Origin of the sequence: Streptomyces sp. NBC_01426 (assembly GCF_036231985.1) — a bacterium.
Lineage (GTDB): Bacteria > Actinomycetota > Actinomycetes > Streptomycetales > Streptomycetaceae > Streptomyces.
In genome coordinates this window covers 5,869,438-5,880,690 of the sequence record NZ_CP109500.1, presented here as the reverse complement: position 1 = coordinate 5,880,690, position 11,253 = coordinate 5,869,438, and the positions used below count along the sequence as shown (strand labels likewise).

The following is an 11,253-nucleotide window of genomic DNA, read 5'->3' as shown; positions in this document are numbered from 1 at the left end:
GACCTACCGTCCGCGCTCCATCAACTCGTCGTACACCGACAGCACCTGGGCCACCGTGTCGTCCTCCGACGGCCACGAGGCGGCCTGCGCGCGGCCCGCCGACGCGAGGGCCGCCCGCCGGGCCGGATCGCCGAGCAGCCCCGACACGGCGGCCGCCAGCGCCTCCGGGTCCCCGTACGGCACCAGCACCGCCGCGTCCCCGACCAGCTCCGGCACTCCCCCGACGTCCGTGGCCACCAGGGCCACGCCGGAGCGCAGCGCCTCCTGGGCGAGCAGCGAGCGGCCCTCCCAGCGGCTCGGCAGGACCGCCACGTCGGCCGCGGCCAGCAGCCGGTCCGCGTCCCGGCGGCGCCCCAGCAGCCGTACGGGGAGTCCCTCCGCCTCGATCCGGCGGGACAGTTCGGCCCGCAGCGGCCCCTCCCCCGCGATCAGCAGCAGCGGTACGGGGTCCAGCGCGCGCCAGGCCCGGGCCGCGTCCAGCAGCACGGAGTAGCCGCGCCGGGCGACCAGGCTACCGACCGCGATCACCAACGGCCGCTCCACCGAGCCCAGTTCGGCCCGCACCTTCTCCGGGTCGGCGACCGGTTCGGGGATCGCGGGCAGCGGCGCCGCCACCGCCGCCAGTCGGGCGTCGCGCGCGCCGCGCGAGCGCGCCCGGTCCACCTGGTCCGAGGAGGCGCCCAGGACCACCGCGGCGGCCCGGGCCACGCGGCGTTCCAGCAGCCGCCCCATCCGCCCCAGCGCGCCCGGCGCCTCGGCCGCGCCGCCGTGCCAGGTCACCACGAGCGGGGCCCGGTGGCGGCCGCCGCGCAGGGCCAGCGCGGCCCGCAGCCCGGCCCGTACCCCGTGCGCGTGGACCAGGTCGGCTCCGGCGCAGGCGGCGCGCAGGGCGCTCGCCGCGTCGGGCGTGAACTCGGCGCCCGCGCCGGTGAAGTCGTACTCGCCCTCCGCCGCGACGGGGGCGCACACGGTGACCCGTACGCCGCGTGCGGCGAGCCCCGTGGTCAGGGAGCGGACGTGCGCGCTGCTGCCCGCGCCGGCGCCGCCCAGCACCTGGACGGTGCGCAGGGGCGGCCGGCCGTACGGCTGGGCGGGAGGGGGGAACGAAACCGGGGAGCTGCTCACGGGCCGAAGCTCCAGGGTGAGGGAGTCAGAGACGTCGCCCAGGATGCCAGTCCGCACGCGCGTTCCGGGACCATACGGGTGCGGATCCCGCAGGAGATACCGCCAGACACCCCCCAGCCTCACCCACACGGGCTACCCGCCGCCACCCGGTCGGCGAAATCTCCCGATGCCGAACGCGCCAGGGGCCCGGAACGCGTCGCGTCCCGGGCCCCGTACGGCACGTTCCGAAAGAGACGACCTAGGCGTCCGCGCGGGCCGTCGCGAGGAGTTCCTCGGCGTGCGCGCGCGCCGTCTCCGAGTCCTCCTGGCCCGCCAGCATCCGCGACAGCTCGCGGATGCGGTCCTCGCCCTCCAGGACGGTGACGCCGCTGCGCGTCACCGATCCGTCGACGGTCTTCTCCACCAGCAGCTGCCGGTCGGCGAACGCCGCCACCTGCGGGAGGTGGGTGACGACGACGACCTGCGCCGATTTGGCCAGTTTGGCGAGGCGCCGGCCGACCTCGACGGCCGCCTTGCCGCCGACGCCCGCGTCGACCTCGTCGAAGAGGTAGGTGGGCACCGGGTCGGAGCCGGCGAACACGACCTCCACCGCGAGCATGACGCGCGACAGCTCGCCGCCCGAGGCGCCCTTGGCGATGGGGCGCGGCTGGGCGCCGGGGTGCGGGGCCAGCAGCAGTTCGACCTCGTCCGCGCCGGAGGGCCCGTAGGCCACGGTGCGGCCGCCGACCTCGACGCCTTCGGGGTCCTCGATCTGGCGGATGTCGAAGGTGACCCGGGCGTGCGGCATCGCCAGCGAGGCGAGTTCGTCGGTGACGGCGGACGCGAACCGGGCGGCGGAGTCCACCCGGGCGTCGGTCAACGCCTGGGCCAGTTGGGACAGTTCGACCCGCAGGCCGTCCCGTTCCGCGGTCAGTTCCGCGATCCGTTCGTCGTCGCCGTCCAGTTCCAGGAGTCGCGCGGAGCCCTGTTCGGCCCACTCCAGCACGGAGTCGACGGAGTCCCCGTACTTGCGGGTCAGCTGGGTCAGGGCGGCCCGGCGCTCCTCCACCGCGGCGAGCCGCAGCGGATCGGCGTCGAGGTCGTCGGCGTAGCCGGCGAGTTCCCCGGCCACGTCGGCCAGCAGGATGCCCAGCTCCCCGATCCGCTCGGCGAGCGTGCCGAGGGCCGGGTCGTGGGACCGTACGGACTCCAGTGCGCGGTGGGCGCCCGCGACGAGGGTGTTCGCGTCGATGCCCTCGGGGTCCTCGGGGTTGCCCGCGAGGGCCGCGTGCGCGGCCTGTGCGGCCGAGGCGAGCGATTCCGCGTGGCCGAGGCGCTCGGCCTCCGCGGACAGTTCGGCGTCCTCGCCGGGCAGGGGCTCCACGGCCGCGATCTCGTCGAGGCCGAAGCGCAGGTGGTCCGCCTCCTGGGCCCGTTCCCGGGCCCGGGTGACGAGGGTGTCCAGTTCGACGGCGACGGCGCGCAGCCGCCGGTAGGCGCCGGTGTACTTCTCCAGCGGGACGGCCACGGAGCCCCCGGCGTACCGGTCGAGGGCCTGGCGCTGCCGGGCGGGCCGCAGCAGGCCCTGCTGGTCGGTCTGGCCGTGTACGGCGACGAGGTCGTCGGCGAGTTCGGCGAGCAGGCCCACGGGCACGGAGCGGCCGCCGACGTGGGCGCGCGAGCGCCCCTCGGCGGACACGGTGCGGCTGATCAGCAGGGCGCCGTCGTCGAGCTCGGCGCCGGCCTCCTCGGCCCGGAGCGCGGCGGGGGAGCCGGGGGGCAGCACGATGCGCCCCTCGACCACCGCCGCCTTGGCCCCGATCCGGACCAGGGCCGGGTCGGCGCGGCCTCCGAGCAGCAGGCCGAGGCTCGTGACGACCATCGTCTTGCCCGCGCCGGTCTCGCCGGTCACCGCGGTGAAACCGGGCGACAGCTCGACCACCGCGTCGTCGATGACCCCGAGCGACCGTATCCGCATCTCCTCAAGCACGGGACGACCATACCGAGGTTTGACGGGTGCCATGCGACGTCACCCTCGCCGAGTTCTCCGAACGCACGTGCTAGTGACGTGCTTCGTGCGGGGCCCCGCGCCACCCCGACACGGGCAGCGCGAACTTGGCGACGAGGCGGTCGGTGAAGGAGGCGTGGTGCAGCCGGGCGAGGCGTACGGGCACCGTGCCCCGCCGGACCTCGACCCTGGCGCCGGCCGGCAGTTCCAGGGTGCGGCGACCGTCACACCACAGCACCCCGTGCGGGGTCCCGGGCTGCACCTCCACGGCCAGCACCGAGTCCGGCGAGGTCACCAGCGGCTTCGCGAACAGCGCGTGCGCGCTGATCGGCACCATCAGGAGCGCCTCCACCTCGGGCCAGACCACGGGTCCGCCCGCCGAGAAGGCGTACGCCGTCGAGCCCGTCGGCGTCGCGCACACGATCCCGTCGCAGCCGAAGCCGGTCACCGGGCGCCCGTCGATCTCCAGGACCACCTCCAGCATCCGCTCCGGGGACACCTTCTGGACGGCCGCCTCGTTCAGCGCCCAGTCCCGGTGGAGGACGTCGCCGTTGGTGCGCACGACCACGTCGATGGTCATCCGCTCCTCGACCTCGTAGGCGCGCGTCACGACGCGTTCCACGACCTGGTCGAGGTCGTCCCGCTCGGCTTCGGCGAGGAATCCGACCCGGCCCAGGTTCACGCCGAGCATCGGCACGCCCGAGCCGCGGGCGAACTCGGCCCCGCGCAGCAGGGTCCCGTCCCCGCCCAGCACGATCAGCAGCTCGCACCCGTCGAGCACCTTGGGGGTGCACTCCGCGACCAGCTCGACCTCGGGCGGCAGCGGCAGGTCCACCGCCTCGTCCGCGAGGACCCGTACGCCCAGCCCGGACTTCAACAGTCCCTGGACGACCAACTCGGCGCTGCGGATGGCCGCCGGCCGTCCGGTGTGGGCGAGCAGGAAGACGGTGCGTTCCCCCGCGCCCCCCGCCGCCGTCGTCGAACCCGTGAATGCGCCTGTGTCTGCTGTATCGGTCACTGCGGCCCCTCCGCCACTGCACGATCGACGTCCCCCGGGTCGAGTGCCGGTGCCCCCGCCCGCAGCCACAGAAAGTACTCGACGTTGCCCGACGGCCCGGGCAGCGGGCTCGCGGTCACCCCGAGCACCCCCAGCCCCAGCTTCCAGGCCTTCGCCGCGACTTCCCGTACGGCTTCCGCGCGCAGCTCGGGGCTGCGCACGACTCCTCCGCTGCCGAGGCGGTCCTTGCCCACCTCGAACTGCGGCTTCACCATCAGCACCAGATCCGCGTCCGGCGCGCAGCACCGGACGAGCGCCGGCAGCACCAGACCGATCGAGATGAACGACAGGTCTCCGACGACCAGGTCCGCCGGAACGCCGTCGATCAGCTCGACGGTCAGCTCGCGGACGTTCGTGCGGTCCTTGACCGTGACCCGCTCGTCGCTCTGCAACGACCAGGCGAGTTGCCCGTAGCCGACGTCCACCGCGACGACGTGCGCGACGCCCGCGCGCAGCAGCACGTCGGTGAACCCACCGGTCGAGGCACCCGCGTCGAGCGCCCGCCGGCCCTCGACGACCAACCCTTGCGGCCCGAAGGCGGCGAGCGCGCCCGCCAGTTTGTGGCCGCCCCGGGAGACGTAGTCGGGGTCGCTGTCGTCCTTGAGGACGACGAGGGCCGCGCTGGTCTCGACCTGGGTGGCCGCCTTGGTGGCGGTGGTGCCGCCGACGGTCACCCGGCCCGCGGCGATCAGCTGGGCCGCGTGCTCGCGCGAGCGGGCCATGCTGCGGCGTACCAGTTCGGCGTCCAGGCGGCGGCGTGCCACTCCTGCCACGTTCGGTTCAGCTCCTGTTTTCGTACGGTCCGGGGACGGGCGGTGCGTCCAGCGCGGTCAGCGCTTCGCGCAGCCCCCTGTGCACATCCTCGTACACCTCGACGTGCCCGTCCGCCGTGAGGTGGTCCGCGTCCGCCAGCCGCTCCAGGAGCACGTCCACCCCGGCGTGCCCGGTGGGCGTCCGTACGACGCCCAGTGGCGCGGGTCCGGTGGGCTCGCCGGAAGCCCCCGCGGACTCCTCGGGGGCTTCCGGGACTCTCTCGGACGCTTCGTCGGTCATGCCCCGACGCTACCTCGAAGCGCGCCGCGACCACGTACGGCTCTGCGGTACCGTCGTGATCACGATGGCTACGATTCAGGAGTGCCGCGAAGCACTCGACCGACTCTCGGACAACCTGGCCCGGGCCGACGGCGACGTGCGCGGCGCGGCCGCCTTCGACCGTTCCTTGAGCTGCCACATGACCGACCTCGACCAGACGTTCACGGGCCGGCTCGACGCCGGCCGGATCCGGGTCGACGCGGTCGCCCCGGGCCCGCCCCGCACCAAGGCCGAGATCCGGTTGGCGATGTCCGGCGACGATCTGCTCGCCCTGGTCGCCGGGGAGCTGAAGTTCGCCAAGGCCTGGGCCTCGGGCCGGGTCAGGCTGGAGGCCGGTTTCCGCGACCTGCTCCGCCTCAAGAGCCTGCTGTAGGCACGAGGCCGGGCGGCGCGGGCTGTCGGGTCCCTCGGACGGAGACCTGCGCGCGGACCGCCCGGCCCGCCGGGATCACCAGCGGCGTCCCCGTCTGCGGGTCGTCGATGATCTGGCAGCGCAGCCCGAACACCTTCTCCACCAGCTCCGCGGTGACCACCTCGGCCGGCGGCCCCTCGGCCACCACCACGCCCCCGCGCAGCGCGATCAGGTGCGTGGCGTAGCGGGCCGCGTGGTTGAGGTCGTGCAGCACCGCCACCAGGGTCCGGCCCTGGTTCTCGTGCAGTTCGGCGCACAGGTCGAGGACGTCCAACTGGTGCTGGATGTCCAGGTAGGTCGTCGGCTCGTCCAGGAGCAGCAGCGGGGTCTGCTGGGCCAGCGCCATCGCGATCCACACCCGCTGGCGCTGCCCGCCCGACAGCTCGTCCACGGCCCGGTCCGCGAGCTCGGCGACCCCGGTGGAGGCCATCGACTCGTTCACGATCCGCTCGTCCTCGGGCGACCACTGGCGCAGCAGCCCCTGGTGCGGGTACCGACCGCGGGAGACCAGGTCGCCGACGGTGATGCCGTCGGGGGCGATCGAGGACTGCGGGAGCAGGCCGAGGGTCTTGGCCACCTTCTTCGCCGGCATCGACCCGATGGCGTGGCCGTCGAGCAGCACCCGCCCGGCGGACGGCTTGAGCATCCGCGACAGCGCGCGCAGCAGCGTGGACTTGCCGCAGGCGTTGGGGCCGACGATCACCGTGAAGGAGTTGTCGGGTATCTCCACCGACAGGTTCTCGGCGATGATCCGCTGGTCGTAGCCGAGGGTCACGTTCTCCGCGGTCAGCCGCTGCACTGGGGTACTCCTCAAGGTCTTCATATACGTCCCGCCTTGCGCTCGGTGACGAGCAGCCAGAGCAGATAGCCACCACCGACCAGCCCGGTCACCACACCCACCGGCAACTGGTCGGCGCCGAAGGCCCGCTGTGAGGCCCAGTCGGACACCAGCAGCAGGACGGCGCCCATCAGCGCGCCGGTGAGCAGGTTCGAGCCGGGCGAGCGGGTGAGCCGCCGGGCCAGCTGGGGTGCGGCCAGCGCGACGAAGGTGATCGGACCGGCGGCCGCCGCGGCCGCGGTGGTCAGCACGATCGCCGCGAGCATCAGCAGCAGCCGGGTCCGCTCGACCCGGACGCCGAGGGCGTGCGCGGCGTCGTCCCCCATCTCCATCATCCGCAGGGCCCTGCCCTGTCCGAGGATCACGGGGAAGAGCACCGCGCAGGTCACGGCCAGCGGCCACACCTGCGCCCAGTCCCGGCCGGCCAGCGAACCGGTCAGCCACACCATGGCGCGGGTGGCCTCGGTCAACTGCGCCTTGGTGATCAGGTACTGGATGAGGGCGACGAGCATCGCGGAGGCGCCGATGCCGACGAGCACCAGGCGGTACCCGTGGATGCCCTTCTTGTACGCGAGCAGGTAGACGGCGACGCCGGCCAGTACGCCCCCGACGACGGCGCCCATCGCCACCTCGGTCGCGCCGCCCTTGAACACGATGATCACGGTGAGCGCGCCGACCGCCGACCCGTACCCGAAACCGAGCAGGTCCGGGGAACCGAGCGGGTTGCGCGACACCGACTGGAAGACGGCGCCGGCCATCCCGAGGGCTGCGCCGACGAGCACCGCGACGAGCACGCGCGGCAGCCGCAGGTCGTTGACGATGAAGTCGTCGGCGGGGGTGCCGTTGCCCAGCAGCGTCTGCACGACGTCCCACGGGGCGATGTCGAAGTCGCCGGTGCCGATCAGCAGGACGACGAGCAGCAGCGCCACGACGCCCAGCAGCAGCCCGGTGAGCAGCGCGCGGGGTTCCGTGCGCAGCGAGGCGCCGGCGGGCCCGCGCAGGGCGTGCGGGCGGAACCCGGCGCCCTTCGCCCGCTTGGTGGTCCGCACGGGGGCCTCGGCGTCCAACGCCTCCCCGGTCTTCGTGGTCACGGTCACAGCTGGGCCATCCTCTTGCGCCGAACCAGGTGGATGAAGACGGGGCCGCCGATGAGCGCGGTGACGATGCCGACCTGGAGTTCCGCGGGACGGGTGACGACCCGTCCGACCACGTCGGCGCCGAGCAGCAGCACGGGCGACAGCACCGCCGAGTACGCGAGGACCCAGCGCATGTCCGGGCCGGTGATCATCCGTACCAGGTGCGGGATCATCAGCCCGATGAAGACGATCGGCCCGCAGGCGGCGGTCGCCGCCCCGCACAGCAGGGTGATGGCGAGCATCGCGCCGATCCGGGTCCGCGTCAGGTGGGCACCGAGCGCCCGCGCGGTGTCGTCGCCCATCGCCATCGCGTTGAGCGGCCGGCCCAGCGAGAGCGCCAGCACGGCGCCGATCAGCAGGAAGGGGGCGACCTGCCGGACGGTGTCCATGTTGGCCGAGGCCAGCGAACCCACCGTCCAGAAGCGCAGCTTGTCCAGCGCCTTGCTGTCCATCAGCTGCACCGCGTTGATGTAGCCGACGAGGGCCGCACTGGCCGCCGTCCCCGCGAGCGCGAGGCGGACCGGCGTCGCGCTGCGGCTGCCGCCGAGCACGTACACGACGACCGAGACGACCGCGGCGCCCAGGAAGGCCCACCAGACGAACTCGCTCAGCGAGGAGGCGCCGAGGAAGCTGATCGCGGACACGACGGCGGCCGCGGCGCCCGCATTGACGCCGAGGATGCCGGGCTCGGCCAGCGGATTGCGGGTCAGCGCCTGCATCACCGCCCCGGACAGGCCCAGACCGAGGCCGACCAGCACGCCGAGGAGGGTCCGCGGAACCCGCAGGTCCCGCACCACCACGTCGTTCGCGGTCCCCGCGTAGTGGAACAGCCCGTGCCAGACCTCGTCCAGGGGCATCGGCTTGGCGCCCACGGCGATGCTCGCGACCGCGATCACGGCCAGCACCGCGAAGGCGACCAGCAGACCGACGGCGCGAGCACCGTGGCGCGCGCGGGTGGCGGCGACGGGCGCCGCACTCGGTTCGGGGGGACTCTCGACCAACACGGAAGTTAGGTTAGCCTACCCTCCCAGTTGGTCGGATCCGCCGAACGTCCCCTCGTCCGCCGACCGCCCGGCCCCGCAGGGTCTAAAGTCCCAGCCTGGCTAGCGCCTTGCCGGCGTCGAGGTCGCAGGACCCGTCGCCCGCCCGCGTCCACGCCGCCGCGCACAGCGCCCGCAGGCCGTCGACGACATCGAGCCGATCGCCGCCCTCCCCGCGCAGTTCCAGGACGTCACCCGACACGAGCGCCGTCCAGCCGCCGCACCGGAACCCGTCCTCGGCCGGCTCGACCTCCGGCTGCCCCGTCAGCAACCCGCGCAGGTCCCGGTCCACGTACGTCGGCCGGTACTTCGGCTCGGCGCGCAGCAACTGCGCGGCGTCCGTCACCCCGGTCAGCACCAGCAGCGAGTCCACTTCCCCGTTGTAGGCACCCTCGATGTCGGTGTCCAACCGGTCCCCGACCACCAGCGGCCGCCTCGCGCCCGTCCGCAACACCGTCTCCCGGTGCATCGGGGGCAGCGGCTTGCCCGCGACCTGCGGCTCCGCGCCCGTGGCGATCCGCACGACCTCCACCGCGGCCCCGTTGCCCGGCGCGATCCCGCGCGCGCTCGGAATCGTCAGGTCGGTGTTCGACACGTACCAGGGCACCCCGCGATTGATCGCGTACGAGGCCTCGGCGAACCGCTCCCACCGCAGGTCCGGTCCCCCGTAGCCCTGGACGACCGCCGCCAGCCCGTCCTCGTCGGCGGAGTCCACGGGCACCAGGCCGCGTTCGCCCAACGCGACCCGCAGTCCCTCCCCACCGATCACGAGCACCTTCGACCCGGGCTCCACCTGCTCGGCGATCAACCGGGCCACCGCCTGCGCGGAGGTGATCACCTCGGCCGCCTCCGTCGGGATGCCCAACTCGCCCAGGTGCTCGGCGACCGCGTCCGGGGTGCGCAGCGCGTTGTTCGTCACGTACGCCAGGTGCATCCCGTCGGCCCGCGCGGAGGCCAGCGACTCCACCGCGTGCGCGATGGCCCGGCCGCCCGCGTAGACCACCCCGTCCAGGTCCAACAGGGCCGTGTCGTAGGCCTGGTGGAGACTGCGCTCACTGCCCTCGGGGCGGGTCCTGCTCTGCCGGCTCATCGTGTCCGCTCCTCATCCGAAACGTCATGCGAACGATCTTCGATCGGCGCTGTCCGCGTTCCGCGCCTGCCTGCCGCTCCCCCGATCATCCCGCATCGCGAGACGCGTCCTACCATGCATCAATGACCACTTCAGACAACGCGGAGCACGGACTGCGGCTGACCCCCTTCAACGGGCTGCGCTACGTCCCGGAGCGTGTGGGCAGTCTCGCCGCCGTCACCTCACCGCCGTACGACGTGGTCGTGCGCCCCGACGGAGTCGACTACCTCGAATCCGCCGACCCCCACAACATCGTCCGCCTGATCCTGCCGCAGGCCGAGACACCCGCGGCCCGCAACGAGCAGGCCGCGCGCACCCTCCGCGAGTGGCTCGCCGAGGGCGTCCTCAGCGCGGATCCCACACCCGCCCTGTACGTGTACGAGCAGCGCCGGGCGGGCGTCCTCCAGCGCGGGATCATCGGCGCCCTCGCCCTGTCCGCCCCCGACGCCGGCGTCGTCCTGCCCCACGAGGACGTCATGCCGCACGTGGTGACCGACCGGGCCGGCCTGATGCGCGCCGCGTCCGCGAATCTCGAACCCCTGCTCCTGACCTACCGCGGTGACGACCCCGCGGCGGGAGCGGCCGCGGTCGTCGAGCGGACCGTCCGCGGCACGCCGTTGTTCTCCACCACCACCGAGGACGGTTTCCAGCACCGGCTGTGGGCCATCACCGACCCCGCCGACCTGGACGCCGTCACCGCGGACCTCGGCCACCGGCAGGCGCTGATCGCCGACGGCCACCACCGTTGGGCGACGTACCTGCGCCTCCAGGAGGAGCACCGCTCCCCCAGCCCCTGGGACTTCGGCCTGGTCCTCCTCGTGGACACCGCCCGCTATCCGCTCCAGGTCCGCGCCATCCACCGCATGCTGCGCCGGCTCCCGCCGGCCGAGGCGCTGGCCGCGGTCGAGGGGCACTTCCGCGTGCGTGCCGTGGACGGCCCGCTCCCGCTGGCCCTGGAGGCCCTCACCGACGCGGCCGAACGCGGCAACGCCTTCCTGCTCACCGGGGACGGCAGGTTCCATCTGGTCACCGATCCCGATCCGGCGCTGATCGAGCGCACCGTCCGCCGCGACCGCCCCGAGGCCTGGCGCCGGCTGGACGCGACCGTGCTGCACGCCGCCCTGCTCGACACTCTCTGGCAGGTCCCCGACGAGCCGGAGCACATCACGTACATCCACGACACCGCCGCGACGGTGGAGATGGCCGAGCGCCACGGCGGCACCGCCGTCCTGCTGCATCCCGTACGCGAGGAAGTGGTCCGGGACCTGGCCCGCCAGGGCGTCACCATGCCCCGCAAGTCGACCTCGTTCGGTCCGAAGCCGGCCACCGGCCTGGTCCTGCGCAGCCTGGTCTGACGTTCTCCCGGGGGCGCCCGGACATGCGAAAGGGCGGTACCCCCGGTGGGGGTACCGCCCTTTCACGTCGGATCACGCCGAC

At 73.8% G+C, this 11,253-nt stretch carries 11 protein-coding genes; 2 read left to right on the top strand and 9 right to left on the bottom strand.

Features of this window, described 5'->3' with window-relative positions:
* Nucleotides 1–3 precede the first annotated feature (3 nt).
* The 5 genes from OG906_RS26150 to OG906_RS26130 all read right to left on the bottom strand — a co-directional run bounded on the left by OG906_RS26150 (nt 4) and on the right by OG906_RS26130 (nt 5,222).
* Entirely contained in the window at nt 4–1,125 is a 1,122-nt protein-coding gene (locus OG906_RS26150) for a glycosyltransferase family 4 protein (RefSeq protein ID WP_329446223.1), read from the bottom strand.
* A 238-nt stretch (nt 1,126–1,363) separates the two neighbouring features.
* On the bottom strand, nt 1,364–3,082 hold the full coding sequence (gene recN / locus OG906_RS26145) for a DNA repair protein RecN (protein WP_329448140.1): 1,719 nt from the start codon (nt 3,080–3,082) through the stop codon (nt 1,364–1,366).
* Nucleotides 3,083–3,164: 82 nt separating this feature from the next.
* Complete coding sequence (locus OG906_RS26140; RefSeq protein ID WP_267802077.1) at nt 3,165–4,130, bottom strand: NAD kinase; 966 nt, start codon at nt 4,128–4,130, stop codon at nt 3,165–3,167.
* Entirely contained in the window at nt 4,127–4,942 is an 816-nt protein-coding gene (locus tag OG906_RS26135) for a TlyA family RNA methyltransferase (RefSeq protein ID WP_329446220.1), read from the bottom strand. The genes OG906_RS26140 and OG906_RS26135 overlap by 4 nt, the downstream gene beginning before the upstream one ends.
* Before the next feature lie 7 nt (nt 4,943–4,949).
* On the bottom strand, nt 4,950–5,222 hold the full coding sequence (locus OG906_RS26130; RefSeq protein WP_329446218.1) for a hypothetical protein: 273 nt from the start codon (nt 5,220–5,222) through the stop codon (nt 4,950–4,952).
* Nucleotides 5,223–5,286: 64 nt separating this feature from the next.
* Between OG906_RS26130 and OG906_RS26125 the strand changes: the two genes are divergently transcribed.
* Complete coding sequence (locus OG906_RS26125; RefSeq protein ID WP_267802074.1) at nt 5,287–5,634, top strand: SCP2 sterol-binding domain-containing protein; 348 nt, start codon at nt 5,287–5,289, stop codon at nt 5,632–5,634.
* Here OG906_RS26125 and OG906_RS26120 read toward each other — a convergent pair.
* The 4 genes from OG906_RS26120 to OG906_RS26105 all read right to left on the bottom strand — a co-directional run bounded on the left by OG906_RS26120 (nt 5,618) and on the right by OG906_RS26105 (nt 9,777).
* The gene (locus OG906_RS26120) at nt 5,618–6,496 is read right to left on the bottom strand and encodes an ABC transporter ATP-binding protein (protein WP_329446215.1); all 879 of its coding nucleotides are present in this window, start codon (nt 6,494–6,496) and stop codon (nt 5,618–5,620) included. The two genes, OG906_RS26125 and OG906_RS26120, sit on opposite strands and share 17 nt — an antisense overlap.
* On the bottom strand, nt 6,493–7,560 hold the full coding sequence (locus tag OG906_RS26115; protein WP_392895807.1) for a FecCD family ABC transporter permease: 1,068 nt from the start codon (nt 7,558–7,560) through the stop codon (nt 6,493–6,495). The genes OG906_RS26120 and OG906_RS26115 overlap by 4 nt, the downstream gene beginning before the upstream one ends.
* A gap of 44 nt (nt 7,561–7,604) precedes the next feature.
* On the bottom strand, nt 7,605–8,651 hold the full coding sequence (locus tag OG906_RS26110) for a FecCD family ABC transporter permease (protein WP_329446213.1): 1,047 nt from the start codon (nt 8,649–8,651) through the stop codon (nt 7,605–7,607).
* 82 nt (nt 8,652–8,733) lie between these two features.
* Nucleotides 8,734–9,777, bottom strand: coding sequence for an HAD-IIA family hydrolase (locus OG906_RS26105; RefSeq protein WP_329446211.1), 1,044 nt, complete (start codon nt 9,775–9,777; stop codon nt 8,734–8,736).
* 122 nt (nt 9,778–9,899) lie between these two features.
* Between OG906_RS26105 and OG906_RS26100 the strand changes: the two genes are divergently transcribed.
* Nucleotides 9,900–11,171 carry a DUF1015 domain-containing protein gene (locus OG906_RS26100; RefSeq protein WP_329446209.1) on the top strand — a complete coding sequence of 424 codons (1,272 nt, stop codon included), beginning with the start codon at nt 9,900–9,902 and terminating at the stop codon, nt 11,169–11,171.
* Nucleotides 11,172–11,253 lie beyond the last annotated feature (82 nt).

Coding starts and splice junctions, on each gene's coding strand:
- OG906_RS26105 (WP_329446211.1), bottom strand. CDS start 9,777: ATGAGCCGGCAGAGCAGGACCCGCCCCGAGGGCAGTGAGCGCAGTCTC.
- recN (WP_329448140.1), bottom strand. CDS start 3,082: ATGCGGATACGGTCGCTCGGGGTCATCGACGACGCGGTGGTCGAGCTG.
- OG906_RS26130 (WP_329446218.1), bottom strand. CDS start 5,222: ATGACCGACGAAGCGTCCGAGAGAGTCCCGGAAGCCCCCGAGGAGTCC.
- OG906_RS26120 (WP_329446215.1), bottom strand. CDS start 6,496: ATGAAGACCTTGAGGAGTACCCCAGTGCAGCGGCTGACCGCGGAGAAC.
- OG906_RS26100 (WP_329446209.1), top strand. CDS start 9,900: ATGACCACTTCAGACAACGCGGAGCACGGACTGCGGCTGACCCCCTTC.
- OG906_RS26125 (WP_267802074.1), top strand. CDS start 5,287: ATGGCTACGATTCAGGAGTGCCGCGAAGCACTCGACCGACTCTCGGAC.